This is a genomic window from Novosphingobium malaysiense (assembly GCF_000802225.1).
In the GTDB taxonomy this organism is placed as follows: Bacteria; Pseudomonadota; Alphaproteobacteria; order Sphingomonadales; family Sphingomonadaceae; genus Novosphingobium; species Novosphingobium malaysiense.
On record NZ_JTDI01000001.1, the window covers coordinates 274,590 to 290,563 of the forward strand.

Annotated in this window: 13 protein-coding genes; 7 read left to right on the forward strand and 6 right to left on the reverse strand. The window is 63.2% G+C overall.

What is annotated here, in order from left to right; translation table 11 throughout:
• Nucleotides 1-27: 27 nt before the first annotated feature.
• From LK12_RS01135 to mtgA, 4 genes are all read left to right on the forward strand, one after another.
• Nucleotides 28-972, forward strand: a complete 945-nt coding sequence (locus LK12_RS01135; protein WP_039278321.1) for an RluA family pseudouridine synthase — start codon at nucleotides 28-30, stop codon at nucleotides 970-972.
• Nucleotides 973-1,068: 96 nt separating this feature from the next.
• Nucleotides 1,069-1,974 (forward strand): RNA polymerase sigma factor RpoH, encoded by a 906-nt coding sequence (gene rpoH, locus LK12_RS01140; protein WP_039278324.1) that lies wholly within the window; start codon nucleotides 1,069-1,071, stop codon nucleotides 1,972-1,974.
• A gap of 347 nt (nucleotides 1,975-2,321) precedes the next feature.
• On the forward strand, nucleotides 2,322-3,887 hold the full coding sequence (locus tag LK12_RS01145) for a GGDEF domain-containing protein (protein ID WP_231568172.1): 1,566 nt from the start codon (nucleotides 2,322-2,324) through the stop codon (nucleotides 3,885-3,887).
• A gap of 86 nt (nucleotides 3,888-3,973) precedes the next feature.
• Complete coding sequence (gene mtgA, locus LK12_RS01150; protein ID WP_039278325.1) at nucleotides 3,974-4,639, forward strand: monofunctional biosynthetic peptidoglycan transglycosylase; 666 nt, start codon at nucleotides 3,974-3,976, stop codon at nucleotides 4,637-4,639.
• Nucleotides 4,640-4,655: 16 nt separating this feature from the next.
• Here mtgA and LK12_RS01155 read toward each other — a convergent pair whose 3' ends face one another.
• A complete protein-coding gene (locus LK12_RS01155) occupies nucleotides 4,656-5,282 on the reverse strand; it encodes a carboxymuconolactone decarboxylase family protein (protein WP_052223064.1) in 627 nt (208 codons plus the stop codon).
• Between the two features lie 179 nt (nucleotides 5,283-5,461).
• Nucleotides 5,462-7,912: a TonB-dependent receptor gene (locus tag LK12_RS01160; RefSeq protein WP_039278328.1), complete on the reverse strand. Its 2,451-nt coding sequence runs from the start codon at nucleotides 7,910-7,912 to the stop codon at nucleotides 5,462-5,464.
• A gap of 359 nt (nucleotides 7,913-8,271) precedes the next feature.
• Here LK12_RS01160 and LK12_RS01165 point away from each other — a divergent pair, with 359 nt between their 5' ends.
• Nucleotides 8,272-9,210: a cation diffusion facilitator family transporter gene (locus LK12_RS01165; RefSeq protein WP_039278329.1), complete on the forward strand. Its 939-nt coding sequence runs from the start codon at nucleotides 8,272-8,274 to the stop codon at nucleotides 9,208-9,210.
• 9 nt (nucleotides 9,211-9,219) lie between these two features.
• On the opposite strand, the gene LK12_RS01170 is transcribed toward LK12_RS01165, so the two are convergent.
• The 4 genes from LK12_RS01170 to clpP all read right to left on the reverse strand — a co-directional run bounded on the left by LK12_RS01170 (nucleotide 9,220) and on the right by clpP (nucleotide 12,632).
• On the reverse strand, nucleotides 9,220-10,080 hold the full coding sequence (locus tag LK12_RS01170; protein WP_039278332.1) for a VOC family protein: 861 nt from the start codon (nucleotides 10,078-10,080) through the stop codon (nucleotides 9,220-9,222).
• A 117-nt stretch (nucleotides 10,081-10,197) separates the two neighbouring features.
• Entirely contained in the window at nucleotides 10,198-10,401 is a 204-nt protein-coding gene (locus LK12_RS01175) for a hypothetical protein (RefSeq protein WP_039278335.1), read from the reverse strand.
• 176 nt (nucleotides 10,402-10,577) lie between these two features.
• A complete protein-coding gene (clpX, locus tag LK12_RS01180; protein WP_039278338.1) occupies nucleotides 10,578-11,843 on the reverse strand; it encodes an ATP-dependent Clp protease ATP-binding subunit ClpX in 1,266 nt (421 codons plus the stop codon).
• A gap of 120 nt (nucleotides 11,844-11,963) precedes the next feature.
• Complete coding sequence (gene clpP, locus LK12_RS01185; protein ID WP_039278341.1) at nucleotides 11,964-12,632, reverse strand: ATP-dependent Clp endopeptidase proteolytic subunit ClpP; 669 nt, start codon at nucleotides 12,630-12,632, stop codon at nucleotides 11,964-11,966.
• Nucleotides 12,633-12,851: 219 nt separating this feature from the next.
• Here clpP and LK12_RS01190 point away from each other — a divergent pair, with 219 nt between their 5' ends.
• Nucleotides 12,852-14,336 carry an amidase gene (locus LK12_RS01190; protein WP_039278345.1) on the forward strand — a complete coding sequence of 495 codons (1,485 nt, stop codon included), beginning with the start codon at nucleotides 12,852-12,854 and terminating at the stop codon, nucleotides 14,334-14,336.
• A 78-nt stretch (nucleotides 14,337-14,414) separates the two neighbouring features.
• Nucleotides 14,415-15,920 (forward strand): hypothetical protein, encoded by a 1,506-nt coding sequence (locus LK12_RS01195; protein ID WP_039278348.1) that lies wholly within the window; start codon nucleotides 14,415-14,417, stop codon nucleotides 15,918-15,920.
• Nucleotides 15,921-15,974 lie beyond the last annotated feature (54 nt).

The window sequence follows — 15,974 nt, forward strand, 5'->3', positions numbered from 1 at the left end:
GACAACCATCCCCAAATTCTAGCCAAGATGGGGGCGAACGAAAACATCATCCACGGCGAGATCGGTTCGCAAGGCGGACGGCTCGACAAGGCTCTGGCCGAAGCGAGCGGTCTTTCACGCGAGCGGATCAAGGCCCTGATGGGCGAAGGGCGCGTAACCCTCGGCGGCAAGCCGGCGTCGCAGGCCTCGCTGAAAGCTGTTCCCGGAACGCCGTTTGCCATCGACGTGCCCCAAGCCGCTCCCGCCGAAGCCGTCGCCCAGGACCTGCCTCTCGATGTCGTCTACGAGGACGAGGACCTGATCGTCATCGACAAACCCGCCGGGCTCGTCGTCCATCCGGCTGCGGGCAACCCCGACGGCACGCTCGTCAATGCCCTGCTGCACCACTGTCGCGGGCATCTTTCGGGTATCGGCGGCGTGGCCCGGCCAGGCATCGTGCACCGAATCGACAAGGACACGTCGGGCCTGCTCGTCGTCGCCAAGACCGACCGGGCGCATGAAGGACTAGCCGCCCAGTTCGCCGACCATTCTATCGAGCGCGCCTATCGCGCCGTCGTCGCTGGCCGCCCCACCCCGTCGGTCGGGACAGTGAAAGGTGCGATCGCGCGATCGAGCACCAATCGCAAGAAGATGGCGATCGTGGAAGATGGGCGCGGCAAGCATGCAGTCACGCATTATCGCACCCTTGAAGCGCTGAAAGGCGCGTCGCTGATCGAGTGCCGCCTGGAGACCGGGCGAACCCACCAGGTGCGCGTTCACATGTCGTCAATGGGCAATGTGCTATTGGGAGATCCTGTCTATGGACGTACTCCTTCTGCGATTCGCCCGCTTCTTCAGGAATTGGGGTTTTTCCGCCAGGCACTCCATGCCGCGGAACTCGGCTTCCTCCATCCCGTTAAGAAGGAAAGGGTTCATTTCATCAGCCCGCTGCCCGACGATATGCGGACTCTGATCGATGAATTGCGACACTGAAATCGAATTTATGTGCTATCATGAACAGGTGGCCACAAGCTAAGACGCCTCTTGAGGGTCTTTGACCGCTGGCCGACCTAGAAAGGACGGAAGATAGTGAGCACCAAGGAACGAAACCTCCCTGCGGTACCGACATTGGGCGGTGAGCAGAGTCTCAACCGCTACCTGTCCGAAATCCGCAAATTCCCCGTGCTTTCGGCCGAGCAGGAATACATGCTCGCCAAGCGCTACAAGGAACACGAGGATCCCGAAGCCGCCGCGCATCTGGTGACCAGCCACCTTCGCCTCGTCGCGAAGATCGCGATGGGCTATCGCGGCTATGGCCTGCCCGTGTCGGAACTGATTTCCGAAGGCAACATCGGCCTGATGCAGGGCGTGAAGAAGTTCGAACCCGATCGCGGTTTTCGCCTCGCCACGTATGCTATGTGGTGGATCAAGGCCTCGATTCAAGAGTTCATCCTGCGCTCGTGGAGCCTGGTGAAGATGGGCACCACCGCCGCGCAGAAGAAGCTGTTCTTCAACCTGCGCCGCATGAAGAAGAACCTCGACGCCTACGAGGATACCGACCTGCACCCGGACGACGTCGCCAAGATCGCGACCACGCTGGGCGTGTCGGAGACCGAAGTCGTCAACATGAACCGCCGGATGATGATGGGCGGCGACGCCTCACTCAACGTCTCGCTGCGCGAAGAAGGCGAAGGTCAGTGGATGGACATCCTGCAGGATGAAAATCCGCTGCAGGACGAAATCGTCGCCGAGGCCGAAGAGAAGACCGTGCGTCACGACATGCTTGTCGAGGCCATGGATTCGCTCAATGATCGTGAGCGCGACATCCTGACCGAGCGCCGCCTTACCGACGACCCCAAGACGCTTGAGGAATTGAGCCAGGTCTACAAGGTAAGCCGCGAACGCGTCCGCCAGATCGAGGTGCGCGCCTTCGAAAAGCTGCAGAAGGCGATGAACCGGATTGCCGGCGAAAAGAAGCTGGTCCCGGCGGTCTGATCTGCCGCGCCAATCAGCAAATCGAAAGCAACCGGGCCACCCCCAGGCGGGGCGGCCCGGTTTCTTTTTGCCTGACCCGCCAAGCCTGCGAAAAAGCGGGGAAATCCCCGGCCGGGTAATGAAATATTAGGTATAACCATGCCATGGGCGAAAGCATCATGTCTTCCCCCTTCCGCCCACGGTACTCGGCTCGAAAGGCATTGGCGTTTGTTGTCGCCCTGCTGATCTGGGCGGGATGGACGAACCGTGCGGCTGCGGAGGTCATCCTTGATCATTCGCTGTGCCACGCGGTTTCCCAAGAGACGGCGGCTGTGAATGCCGCGCCTCCGCCTTTAAAGTGCACGGGGATGCCCGAGAACTATCAGCGCGGCAGCCTTTGGCTGCGAGCCGATATCGACGAGCTTCCGGTCGATCCGCGAAACCTCGTGCTGCTGGTCCACAATTCGCGATTCGACCGTTTGCAGGTATCCTTCACTTACGGCGATGGGCGGGTTGTCCGTCAGGCCGTGAAAGGCGGCACTTTTGCGGCACACTGGCGCACCGGGGGGCAGATCGCGTTCGAGGCGCCGATGCGCGACGTTCCGCTGCAGTTTGTTACGATGCGCTTCGACCGCCTTGCGAGCATAAACCTGCTGCGAATGCGCCTGATCGATCGTGACGAGGCCAACGTGCAGGCCACCGCCCTCTCGATTTCCGTGGCTGCCGCCCTGACACTGCTGCTGATCGGCGCCCTCTACAATTCGACACTGGCCTTCTCGCTGCGCCGCCAGTTTCCCGTATGGCAGGCGGCCTGGGCTATCTGCATGCTGGCATGGGGGACCATCTGGTCCCAGCTCCACCTGTTCCTGCTGCCCGGCATGGCGGGCGCCGTTTCAGCGCAGGCCTGCACTGCCCTCGCCTGCCTCGCCGTGACCCTGGCCGCGTTCAGCGCGGTAACGGCCCTCGACGCGCATATCCTGCCGCGCTCCGTGCGTCGGACAACCCTGGGCCTTGCCGCGGCAGTGGGCTTGTTCGGCCTTCCACTCACCTTCATGCGCCAGGGCCCCATCGACACCATGGCTGCCGTGCTGGGCATCCTGATCCTGGGAGTCCTGTTCGGCGTGGCATTCTGTCTGGCGTGGGCCTGGCGCAAAGGCAGCGCCGAGGCGCGCACGTTCGCCGGCGCCTGGTCCCTGCCGATGCTGGCGCTCGGCAGCGTCCAGTTCGTCGATACCAATGCCATCTTCTGGGGTGGAGGATCGCAGCTGATGGTGCTGTTCGCCGCTGCCTGGCAAACGCTGTGGCTGGCCGCGGCCGCATCGCGCACCCATGCGCAACTGCGCATCGAGCACGACCGCGCCCGCCGGGCCGAAGCCCAGGCGCACGAACTGGCCCGGCGCGATCCCCTCACCGGACTGCGCAACCGCCGCGGTTTCGTGGAGGCTGTGGCGCCGATGTTCGAACTCGCCCGCTCGGGAGCAAGCCCCCTCGCCCTGCTGCTGCTCGATATCGACAAGTTCAAGCGTATCAACGACACCTACGGTCACGATACCGGCGACATGGTGCTGGCCACCGTCGCTCGCCGTATCTCCCGCTGGGAAGGGCCGATGTGCAAGGTCGCCCGACTCGGCGGCGAGGAATTCGCGTTGATGGTCGGCGGAATGGATTCGTTCTCGCTCGCCCGGTTCGCGCAGAGCGTTCGCCAGGAAATTGCTGCCTGCGACCATACCGAGGTCATCGACTGCGGCACGGTCACCGTCAGTATCGGCGTGGCCGAGGCAGGGCCCGCAAGCGACTTTCGCGAGCTCTACCGGCATGCGGACGAAGCGCTCTATTGCGCCAAGCACGAAGGCCGCGACAGGGTGGCGTTCCACCAGCCCGAAGCCCCGCTTCAGCAGGCTGGGGACAACCCGCAGATCCAGGCCGCACAATAGGCCCCCAAGGCGTCAAGCCCGTTGCCAGATAGGCGTTGCTGGCTCTAGAAACCGCCCCACATCACCTCTCGAGGTTCTTTCGGTTCATGCGTTTCATCGCCAAGCTCATCGTCTGGTTCCTCGCAATCAGCGTGGGCCTGACCGTCCTCTATCGCTTCGTGCCGCCGCCAGTGACGATCACCATGCTGGCCGACGGCAACGGCATAACCAAGGACTGGGAGCCGCTGAGCCGGATCGACCGCAACATGGTCGCCGCAGCGATTGCGGCAGAGGACGGCAAGTTCTGCAGCCACAACGGCTTCGATACCGAAGCCATCGAGAAGGCCATGGAGCGCAACGCCTCGGGCGGCCGTCTTCGCGGCGGATCGACGATCAGCCAGCAGACCGCCAAGAACGTGTTTCTCTGGCAGGGCGAGGGATGGACCCGTTATCTGCGCAAGGGGCTGGAAGTCTGGTTCACCTTCCTGATCGAGAACCTGTGGGACAAGCGGCGGATCATGGAAGTCTATCTCAACGTCGCCGAAACCGGCATCGGCACATACGGCGTGGAGGCCGGGTCACAACGATATTTCGGCAAGTCGGCGGCCCGGCTCACGCCGATGGAAGCCGCACGCATGGCCGCTGCCCTGCCCAGCCCCAAGACACGCAGCGTGAAAAGCCCCGCGGGATTCACGCGCCGCTACGGCAACACGATCGCCGCACGCATCGGCACGGTAAAGCGCGACGGCTATGATGCCTGTGTATACGAGTAGCCCGCAGGCCTGAACCCTAGCGCGTGGCTAGGCCGTCGGGATTGTTGTCGGTAAGCCGGGTGCGAAGCGAATTCTGCAGATAGGCGGTCATGACGTAATGGCCCACCAGCAGCGGCAATTCGAGTAATTGACGTTCATCGAGGTGGCGAGCCAGGATGTCCCAGGTCTCGTCGCAGATCATCGAATCCTCGTGGAGATCCTCCGCCGCCCGCAGGACGGCGCGGTCGAGTTCGTCCCATCCTTCGGCCTGCGCCCCTTGCGTGATCCGCTCGATCTCCTCGCCGGTCAGTATCCTGTCGCGCACGGATTGCACATGCTCGCCCCACAGATAGGGCGCCCCGTGCAGCCATCCGGTCCGCAGGATAGCCAATTCACGTACCCGCGCCGGCAAGGCGCTGCGGATAGATGCCGTCACGCCGAGATCGATGTAGCCGGCGAAGAACTCGGGGCTGTGTGCCAGCGTCGCGAAGAAAGGCGCCAGTGGCATGCCTTCGGGATAGCCATAGAGCACGCGCAACTGCTCCATCGCCGTGAAATGTCTTTCGTCGAACTGGTCCTCGCCGAGGAAGGGGAGCCGCTCGCGAGAACCAACGACCTGGGCGGTCCGTTCGACGTCATCCCAACCATTGTTGTGCTGGTTCACCCCTCGCCCCCGTATGTATTCGTGATCCGTTGGCCGCAAGGCTAGTGGCCGCAGGCATACGCGCAAGCGGTCCGTCTCCGTTACCGCCGGAGGGATGCACCGAACACGCGTCGCGCAACTGAAAAGGGGAGGAACCACACGGTCCCTCCCCTTCCTTTTCATCGGTCCGATCGGGTGGATCAGAAGCCCATGATGAACGATGCGCTGATGGCGCGCGGCGGGCCGATATTCACGTAGCTCGACGTGGTGGTCAGGCCACCCGAAGCGGAACCGATGTAGACCTCGTCGAACAGGTTGGTGATGTTGAGCTGGACGTAGGACTTTTCGAGCCCGGCGTTTTCCAACGAGAAGCGGACATCGAAGTCAGCCACGGTGTAGCCCGGCAGCGTGACCGTGTTGATGTCGTTGAGGTAACGCGACCCGGTGCGCTTGACCTGGAAGCCGATATCGGCCGGCCCGATCGAATACTGGACGCGACCGCCCAGCGTGTACTTCGGCGCGCCGCGCTCACGCTTGCCGGCGGTCGGGACGTACGAGTCCGGACCGGTCTGCACGTCATCCTTGATTTCCGACTTCAGGTACGAACCGAAGGCGTAGACGAGGAGCGAGGGCACGGGACGCCACGAGAGGCTGCCGTCGATACCGTACTTGTCGACCTTGCCGAGGTTGGTAGTAACGGTGCAATCGCACTCGGCATAATAGGCCGAAGCCAGACGGTTGCTGTAGGTGTTGTACCAGAGCGCGACCTGGGCCTGGATATTGCCCGACTGGTAGCGAAAGCCCGCATCGAAGGAGTCCGAAGTTTCCGGTGTCGGCTTGGCAGCCGGGTTGGAAAGCGGGAAGTACATCGCACCGTACAGGTCGTCCGTGCCCGGAACCGAAAGGTTCTTGGCATAGCTGACGAAGACGCTGGCTTCCGGCGTAAACTTGTAGGTCAGACCGGCGCTCGGCAGGATCTTGTCGTACTTGAGGGTGCGTGACGTGGGAGCGACACTGTCCGGATAGGCCGCGAGGTAGGCAGCCGCATTGGCCGGCGCCACGCAGTCGCCATAGCCGTCGCCCGGCTCGGTCGAATAGCAGTACTGGTTAAGGTCGCGCTGGAAGAACGGCGCACGGGCACCAAGCAGCACGATCAGGCTGTCGTCAAGGAACGAACCGCGATACTCGCCCGAAACCTGGTTCAGCATGGCAACCGACTTGCGGTCGCGCTTGTTGAGCACAAAGCCGTCGGCCGTCATAATCGGGTCGTTGATCGGGAAGACGTCGTACGGCTCGCCGTTCATCTTCAGATACCCGGTCTGGCCAGACTGGCGGTGACGGGCACGATCGAAGGTGTACGAGATACGGACACGGTTCTGGTCGTTGATGTCGTAGGCGAGGTTGGCAATGACACCGAAGCGGTTGGTCACGGTCTGGCTCGGCGAAAGAACCCGAACCTCGTCCAGCGTATCGCCGTCACCGTTGAGATCGATGCCGGCATAGTAGTCGCCGCCAATCTGACCGAGCAGACCGCTGGCCGGATCGGCATACTCGTATGCGGACGACGTGCCGCCGCCGTTGGCCTTTACGTACTGATAGTAAGGCTCGACGTTCAGGATCAGGTTGTCCATCAGCGTGAAGCGCGAGGCGACACGGATGTTCCCGGTGTTCGACGGATTGTAGCGGCGCTCGAAGGGCGAGCCGCAGCTGTTGGGTTCATCCGCAACGCCGGCTTCAGGCGTGTCGGTGGTGCAAGGCGTGCCGTCGTACAGCGTGTAGAAGCGATCGGCGGGATCCTGGATGCTCCAGACACCGTCGGAAAAGCGTGCCGGCGAACCGTTGAAGTTATTACGGTTCTGGTTGTAGTGGCCAGCGATCGCGATGAAGTCGCCGTTGTCGCCGATCGGCTGATAGATCTTGGCGTTGTACTGCTGCTTATCGACGCCGCCGTAGTTGGAGAAGGTCGACTTGTTCTCGGTCTTCGACGCCGAGAACCAGGCCTTGGTGCCGGCAGCAGTGAACTCGCCCGTGTTCACAAGGATGAAGCCGCGGTACATCATGCGATCGCCCGGATCACCGCGCGAGATGATGTTGCCGTAGGTCAGGCTGGTCATGATGCCGAAGTCGTCGCTCGGATCAATCGAACGGATGTTGATCGTACCGCCCGCGGCGGAAGCGGTCGGGCTGTCGACGTCGGTAGAACCCAGGCTCACGGTCGCCGATTCGATGATCTCGGGATCGAGCATCTGGTTGGTGTAGAGCGCATAGTTGCCCGAGTCGTTGAGCGGAATGCCGTCAACGGTCTGCGAGATGCGGTCCGAGGAAAAGCCGCGGACAGTGAAGCTGCCGCCGAGCGACCCCCAGGGGTCGTTGTTGGTGAAGCTGACGCCGGGAACGAGGTTCAGGGTGTCGTTGATCGTCTGGCCCGGGGTCTGGCGCATGATCAGTTCTTTGGTGATCGCGACCTTCGCCTTGGGCGTTTCGGGAACCTCGACACCGCCGACTGCTGCTTCACGGGCACCGGTAACGATGATGGCATCGCCTTCGAATTCGGCTGAGCCGGTCGACTGTGCGAGTGCGGGAACGGCGAGGAATGCGGTACCGACAGCCAGGGTGCTGGCCGCGGTCTTGAGAACGGGTTGGAATTTCATCTTAGCCCCCTGAGCTCTTTCGGACTGGGTGGACACAAAGCGCGACATTTTTGGCTTCGCCGCAGGTTTGCTGCGGCTGCTAAGAGCAGGCGGATATGACAACTTTCTGACGTTTGGGACTCGTTTCCATTCGCAACTGCGTAATTTTATGACGAAATCGTCATGCTTTATATTACAGAGCACGATTTTCTTTTGTTTTCAATGCCTTGAGAATTAGATTCGATATTGCAGTGCGGCATAAATGTCACGGATCAGGTTTTCCGGAACGGCTGGCCTGCGCATCGCTGCTCCGGCTCCGGTGGATGAGATGTTACGTCATCGCTTGATGGAGCCGAGGCGACCGTGCGAAAGACCGGATCATGAGCGCAGGCCATCATCACCACAGTCATGGGCATCATCATGGCCATCCCTCGCCACCTGCCCGCGGTAATGCGGGCAAGGCCTTCGCACTTGCGATAACGCTCAACGTGATCTTCGTGATCGCGGAAGTGACCGCCGGCTTCATGAGCGGCTCGATGGCCCTGCTTGCCGATGCAGGGCACAATGTGTCCGACGTGCTCTCGCTGGTGCTCGCCTGGGGGGCCAACGTGTTGTCTGCCCGTCCGCCCTCGGACCGGTTCACCTACGGACTGAAAAGCTCCTCCATTCTGGCCGCTATCGCCAATGCCACGCTGCTTTGGGTCGCCGTGGGAGCGATCCTGGTGGAGACGATTCGCAGACTGGCCGACCCCGCGCAGGTCGCCGGCACCACGATGATGATCGTTGCCGGTATCGGGATCGTGATCAATGCCCTTTCCGCCATGCTCTTCGCCAAGGACTCGAAATCAGACCTGAACCTGCGCGCCGCGTTCGTCCACCTTATGGCCGATGCCGTGGTGTCGGTGGGCGTTGTGGTGGCCGGGCTTCTCATCATGTTCACCGGGATAGAGGTCATCGACCCCATCACCTCGCTCGTCATCACGGCGGTAATCGCCTGGTCGAGCTGGGGGGTAATGCGCGATTCACTGCGAATGGGCATGCTGGGCGTTCCGGCCCACATCGATGTCACCGAAGTGCGCGCGATGCTGCAACGCCAGCCAGGCGTCACCCAGGTCCATGATCTTCACGTCTGGCCGATGAGCACCACCGAGACCGCCCTGTCCGCGCACCTGCTGATGCCCGACGGCCAGCCGGGGGATGTCTTCCTGAAAGACCTGGCCCACGAGCTGGAGCACGACTTCGGGATCGGGCATCCAACCATCCAGATCGAGACCGACGGCAGCCGCCCTTGCCAGCTCGACAACGACAAGGTCGTCTGATCCGGCGGCTCAACCGGTCACGAACTCATGGCGCGCGCCGAGGAAATCGTCGGGGTCAATGGCAAAGCCGCGCGAGATGCAGCCGTCCCGGGTCAGCCGCAACTTGAGCTTCTCGGCAAAGTGCGTCCGGGCCTTTTCCTCGTCGGCCAGTTTCCAGACCAGCGCGTAGATGCCGTTCTGCTCTTTCGCGAGAAATGCGCCGAGCGGCCCCGCCCTGATCTCGTCGGGCTGAATGAAGGCGACGCGGGTATCGCCCACCCGGATTAGCACCCGGCGCCCGGCCTGCGGCAGTTCGGTGCGGCCGTCTTCCAGCACTTCCCCGTCGATCACTTCGGTGAAGAAGTGCAGCGCCGCACCGATATCGGCCGTGACGCAGGCGATGTGGTCGAGGCCGGTCACTGCACAGGCATGCCCCGCCCCCACCATCGGGTTCCAGTTGCCGCGGTCGTAGGGATCGTTGGGCATCGCCAGCTCGCAAACTTCCAGCAGGACGCCGCCGGTGGATTCGGGCTTCACGAAAAAGAACACGCCGTAGTCGCTGGCGACCGTACAGCCCGCCTCGCGGAAAGCTGCGCTGGCTGCCTTGCCGTCTGGCACCTTGATCTCGAAGGAATGGAACGCCTGCCCGATCCTGGCCGTCATGCGCGCGAAGGGTTTGGAAAGATCGTCGGGGCTGCGCGGCGCCATCGGTTCGACCATGTGATCGTTCACATAGAGCAAGGCTGCATCGCGATCTTCGGCCGGAAAGTAGTTCTCGGCAAAGACCAGCCCGCCCAGCGCATCCTGATAGAGCAAGCGGCACTTGTAGATATCGGTTGTGGCATGGATCGTGTGAATCACACGCGAAACCGGAATCCGGGCGTCTTTCATCGGCTCTCCCCCTCTCATTCGAGAGGCTAGCGCCGCCGCGGCGCGCAGCGCAAGATCGGCGCCAGACTCCGTGAGAGCGATGCAGCCTATCCGGCCAGCGCCGCTCCACCAAGAGCCTCAGTTCCGCTGCCCGGGATCCGTCTCGTTATCCGCGTCCTGCTGTGCCATGCGCGCTTCGTAAGCATCATTGTCCCGCTTTCGGGCACGCGCGTTCTTGCGTCTCGGGGCGTTGAACCGAGCACGAAGAATGATCGCCACGATCACCGCGACCATTCCAACGATAAGCGCGTATGCGAGGTAGACCTGGTAAACACGTTCCATGCGGTAGCTCCAATCACAGGGGCTGAAACGCAAGGCGAGACAACACAGGGGATGTACTGGCTCTAGGCTTATGCGGGGCCAAGTCCATTACCCATTTGCAGGGAGCCGAGAATAGCAAGGGCCGCCTGCACAAATGCAGGCAGCCCCTAATAATCAGGATATGAGCAAGAACGGCGTCAGGCCGCAGCCGTTTCCGTCTTGTCGCCTTTGAGAACGCGGACCGGTTCCTTGCGGCCCGCGACCACGTCGGCATCGACCACGACTTCGGCGATATCGCTTTCGGTCGGCAGATCGAACATGGTGTCGAGCAGCAGGCCCTCCACGATGGAACGCAGGCCGCGCGCGCCGGTCTTGCGGTCGATCGCCTTCTGGGCAATCGCCTCGAGCGCATCGTCGGTGAACGTCAGTTCCACGTCCTCGAGATCGAAGAGCTTGGCGTACTGCTTGACCAGCGCGTTCTTCGGCTCGCGCAGGATCTGCACCAGCGCGGTGATGTCGAGGTCCTCCAGCGTCGCGATGACGGGCAGACGACCGACGAATTCGGGGATGAGACCGAACTTTAGAAGATCTTCCGGCTCGCTCTTCTGGAGCAGTTCGCCAACGCGGCGCTTGTCCGGATCGGCGACATGCGCGCCGAAGCCGATCGAGCGCTTCTGCAGGCGGTCGGCAATGATCTTTTCGAGGCCCGCGAAGGCGCCGCCGCAGATGAACAGGATGTTGGTCGTGTCCACCTGCAGGAACTCCTGCTGCGGGTGCTTGCGGCCGCCCTGTGGCGGAACCGAAGCGGTCGTGCCTTCCATCAGCTTGAGCAGTGCCTGTTGCACGCCCTCGCCCGAAACGTCGCGCGTGATCGACGGGTTCTCGGCCTTGCGGCTGATCTTGTCGATCTCGTCGATGTAGACGATGCCGTGCTGCGCCTTCTCGACGTTGTAGTCGGAAGCCTGGAGCAGCTTGAGGATGATGTTCTCCACGTCTTCGCCCACGTAACCGGCTTCGGTCAGAGTGGTGGCGTCGGCCATGGTGAAGGGCACGTCGAACGTCTTGGCCAGCGTCTGGGCCAGCAGCGTCTTGCCCGAACCGGTCGGGCCGACGAGCAGGATATTCGACTTCGACAGTTCGACGTCGCCCTGCTTGCCTGCGTGCTTGAGGCGCTTGTAGTGGTTGTGGACAGCCACCGACAGGACGCGCTTGGCGCGGTCCTGGCCGATCACGTAGTCGTTCAGCGTCTCGCAGATTTCACGGGGAGATGGAACGCCGCCATCTTTCTTGCCCGCGATCCCCGCCTTCGTTTCCTCACGAATGATGTCGTTGCACAGCTCGACGCATTCGTCGCAGATGAAGACCGTAGGGCCCGCGATCAGCTTGCGGACTTCGTGCTGCGACTTGCCGCAGAAGCTGCAGTAGAGAGTGCTTTTCGCGTCAGATCCGCTCAATTTTGTCATTTTCCGTCTTGGGCCCCCCACTGAGGCGACTCGGACAGTCTACTCTGGCGGAGGGCGATTTATCAATCCTAGGCAAAAATGCTTGCCACAGACTGAAGATAGAGGTCAGTGGCCAAAAAGTCAGCCCTCTGCCGGCTTGTCGGCATCCGGCCTGGTCTCGAACACCTTGTCAACAATGCCAAAAGACAGCGCTTCCTCGGCTTCCAGGAAGGTGTCGCGATCCATCGCCTTCTCGATTTCGTCGAGCGACTTGCCCGTGTACTTCACGTAGAGATCGTTCAGGCGTTTACGCATCCGCAGGATCTCGCGCGCCTGGATTTCGATGTCGGACGCCATGCCCTGGGCACCGCCCGAAGGCTGGTGGACCATGATCCGCGCATTGGGCAGCGCAATGCGCATTCCGGGCTCGCCGGCGGCCAGCAGGAAGCTGCCCATCGAGGCCGCCTGGCCGATGCACACGGTCGAAACGCGCGGCTTGATGTACTGCATGGTGTCGTGGATCGCCATGCCCGACGTGACCACGCCGCCCGGCGAGTTGATGTACATCGAAATGTCCTTCGACGGATTTTCCGATTCGAGGAACAGCAGCTGGGCCACGATCAGCGAGGCCATGTGGTCTTCAACCTGGCCGGTGACGAACACGATGCGCTCGCGCAGCAGGCGCGAGTAGATGTCGAAGCTGCGTTCGCCGCGGCTGGTCTGCTCGACAACCATCGGCACAAGGGCGCCAGTCACGGGATCGGTGGTAAACTTTCCTTGGGCGCCCGAAGCGCCAAACAGGTCGAGCATGGGAGTCCTCTTCTGAATTGGACCGCCTATGTCGCGCGCCAAACCGCGATGTTCAAGGGCATTAACCGTTCAATCGGTGTAGCGTTTGCGACAATCGATATGATGCGCGTCCCAAATCGCGCCGAATCACCGCCTGCCGCCGGTTTTTCACCAGTTGCAGATGATCGCGCGAGCGCGCACTTTCCCGCATCGGTACAGGCAAGGGGGTAATGGGCGTCTATGGGATTTCCGCGATTCAAACTGGTTGGCCTGGCATCGGCTCTGCTGGCGCTGCTCCCGGGGCCGCTCGCGACGGCACAGGAGAGTCCGGAAACATACCTCGCACGTATCGCGGCCATCGACGACTCCGGACCGCAGCTGGATGCGGTTATCGCGACCGCTCCCCAGGACGCGATCGCGGCGGCGCAAAGGCAAGCGGGTTCGAGCGCTCCGCTGGCCGGCCATGTCGTCCTCATAAAGGACAACATCGAGACACGCGACATGCCGACCACCGCCGGCAGCCTTGCGCTCAAGGACAACGCGGCCGGGCGTGACGCGCCTTTGGTCGCCCGGCTGCGCAAGGCCGGCGCGATAATTCTCGGCAAGACCAATCTCTCCGAATGGGCGAACTTCCGGGGAGACCACTCCTCCAGCGGCTGGAGCGGCGTGGGCGGGCAGACGCGCAATCCCTATGCTACGGACCGCAGCCCGTGCGGTTCCTCGGCCGGCAGCGGCGCGGCCGTCGCCGCCGGACTGGCCTGGGCGGCGGTGGGCACCGAGACGGACGGTTCGATCACCTGCCCGGCCTCGGTCAATGGCGTGGTCGGCTTCAAGCCCACCGTCGGCCTCGTCAGCCGCACCCACATCATTCCCATCAGCGCCAGCCAGGACACGGCGGGACCGATGGCCACCAGCGTCGCCGATGCCGCGCTGCTGCTCAATGCCATGGCCGGCAGCGACCCTGCCGATACGGCCACGGCGGAGGCGGACAAGCACGTCGTCGACTTTACGCGAGGTCTTGTGGACGCAAACCTTAAGGGCGTGCGCATCGGCGTGTTACGCAAACAGGCGGGCAAGCTGCCCGGCGTCCTCTCGCTGTTCGACCGGGCCATTGCCGACATGAAGCGCGCCGGCGCAGAAATCGTCGAAATCGACTACGAACCCGACGATGCCATGGGCCGCGACGAATACACGGTGCTGCTCTACGAGTTTCGCGAGGGCATCGACGCCTACCTTGCCGGCTTGCCCGGCGATCCGCCTATCCGCGACCTTGCCGGCCTGATCGCCTTCGACGAGGCCCACGCGGCCGAAGAACTGCGCTGGTACGGGCAGGAAACCTTCAAGGAAGCGCTGGAAGCGACCGACGCCGAGGCATACGAAAAGGCTCGCGAAAATTCGCGCAGGCTCGCGGGGGCCGAAGGAATCGACAAGCTGATGCGCGACCACCGCGTGGATGTTCTGATCGCACCGACCGCGGGGCCAGCCTGGCCCATCGACCTCGTCAACGGCGACCACTTCATGGACGTCGGCGCCGGGTCGCTGGCGGCCATCGCCGGCTACCCGCACCTGAGCGTGCCGATGGGGCAGGTAGAGCGCCTGCCGGTCGGGCTGTCGTTCATGGCAGGCCAATGGCAGGACGCACGGGTACTGCGCATCGGGGCAGCCTACGAACGAGCACGCAGCGCCCCCCTGCCGCCCCCGTCATTTCGCGACTGGCACGAGTAGCCGATCGCAAATCGGCTGCTTCACCAAATCTTTTCCTCGCAAGGCTAAGGCGGCCGCTTGACCGATCGGGAGCTTAGAATGGCCAGCCAGGACGATGCCGCTCGCACCGCGCCGCGCGCGGCTGTCGTCGTGGCGGCGCTGCTGGCGCTGGCCATCGCACTGGTCTGGACCTCGCTCACGCGGGGGCCCTGGTACGACGAGTTCTACACCCAGTACGTCACGCGGCCTGACATCGGCTGGCTGGATGCGCTCAGGACAAGCTGGCTGGCAGACAACCACCCGCCGGTCTTCTACATGCTGATGCGTGCCACGGCATGGGCCGGCGACATCGAGCATCACCGGCTGGTCAACATCGCCGTCGCAGCCGTGACGGCGGCAGGCGGCTGGATCGTCGCTCGCGGCGAGCCGCGCCTTCGCGGCGCGGCCGCCTTGCTGGTGCTGCTGCTGGCGAGCAACGAATGGACGCTCCACGCGGGCAGCGAACTGCGTTCCTACTTCATCTCGCTGTGCGCCGGTGCCCTGCTCTCGCTTGCGCTGGCGAGCGTCTGGATGGCGCCGGCACAGTGCGGGCGCGGGCGTCGGATCGTCTATGCCGTCACGGTCTTCGTGGCCTTCAACACCCACATCATAACTACGCTGTTTTCAGGATTGCTGCTGGCACCGTTCCTCGCCACGGCCCTGCTATGCCGGGACAGCGCGCGCCTGCGCGCACTGCTTCCCCCGCCCTTCGCGGCGGGGCTGGTGTTTCTGGCGGTGACCGCCTTCCAGCTCCCCTACTGGACGCGCAACACGCAGGTCTTCTGGATCGAAGGCGGCCTGGAGGCAGCCTGGCATGCCGTACGCTACCTTTCGCTGCGGACCGTGGAAGCCAACCTGCCGATCCTGCTCGGCAGTGCCGCTGGCGGCTTCCTTCTGATCCGCGATGCCATACGCGGCCGCGCTTTTCCCGACCTACTCAGCATCTGCCTGCTGACCGGGAGCGGCATCGTTCTCGGGCTGGCGGTGCTCGTCGGAATTCACCTCGTCCGACCGATCCTGATCGAGAAGTACCTCGTGGTCATGGGCGGCGCGCTGGCCTTCGTCATGGCCGCCGCCTGCGCCCGGATCCTGGCCGCCGTGCCGCGACGAGTCGAGGTGCTGCTGCTGATCGCCGCGCTCCTATGGACAGGATTTGCGCTCGCCCGGAATGCCCAGACGATCGCGGCTCGCAACAGCTGGCTTGGGACCGGGCGGCTGATCGCCCGCACGGTTGCCGCATGCCCCGAAACGACAGTCCACACCGATGCCTTCTGGAATGCGGACGTGATGGCCATGTCTCCGGCCGACAACCGCCGCGTGCCGCCCTGGGCCTATCGCCGCGTAGCGCAGCGGCTCGGCTTCCGCATCGCGCCCGCCGCCTCCCGCGAACTTTCGCAGACCTGCCCGAACCTGTTCTGGGCCGAGCACCAGACCCAGCGCCGCTTCGATGCCGATGCCATCACTCGGCATCTGCGGGAGAGTGGGTTTCCAGTCTCCTCGGTCACGCTCTACCGCGTCGGCGCGGGCTGGGTCGCGAGCGACCGCCCCTTGCCGGAGACGCCCTGACACCCGGAATCAGAAAGACCCGGAGCGTTCGACGCCCCGGGCCCTTGCTGTAGG

Excerpts from the sequence above, each read along its gene's own strand:
- LK12_RS01160 (WP_039278328.1), bottom strand. The coding sequence starts at position 7,912 with ATGAAATTCCAACCCGTTCTCAAGACCGCGGCCAGCACCCTGGCTGTC.
- LK12_RS01175 (WP_039278335.1), bottom strand. The coding sequence starts at position 10,401 with ATGGAACGTGTTTACCAGGTCTACCTCGCATACGCGCTTATCGTTGGA.
- clpP (WP_039278341.1), bottom strand. The coding sequence starts at position 12,632 with ATGCTCGACCTGTTTGGCGCTTCGGGCGCCCAAGGAAAGTTTACCACC.
- LK12_RS01195 (WP_039278348.1), top strand. The coding sequence starts at position 14,415 with ATGGCCAGCCAGGACGATGCCGCTCGCACCGCGCCGCGCGCGGCTGTC.
- LK12_RS01145 (WP_231568172.1), top strand. The coding sequence starts at position 2,322 with ATGCCCGAGAACTATCAGCGCGGCAGCCTTTGGCTGCGAGCCGATATC.
- clpX (WP_039278338.1), bottom strand. The coding sequence starts at position 11,843 with ATGACAAAATTGAGCGGATCTGACGCGAAAAGCACTCTCTACTGCAGC.
- LK12_RS01135 (WP_039278321.1), top strand. The coding sequence starts at position 28 with ATGGGGGCGAACGAAAACATCATCCACGGCGAGATCGGTTCGCAAGGC.
- LK12_RS01170 (WP_039278332.1), bottom strand. The coding sequence starts at position 10,080 with ATGAAAGACGCCCGGATTCCGGTTTCGCGTGTGATTCACACGATCCAT.
- LK12_RS01165 (WP_039278329.1), top strand. The coding sequence starts at position 8,272 with ATGAGCGCAGGCCATCATCACCACAGTCATGGGCATCATCATGGCCAT.
- mtgA (WP_039278325.1), top strand. The coding sequence starts at position 3,974 with ATGCGTTTCATCGCCAAGCTCATCGTCTGGTTCCTCGCAATCAGCGTG.
- LK12_RS01190 (WP_039278345.1), top strand. The coding sequence starts at position 12,852 with ATGGGATTTCCGCGATTCAAACTGGTTGGCCTGGCATCGGCTCTGCTG.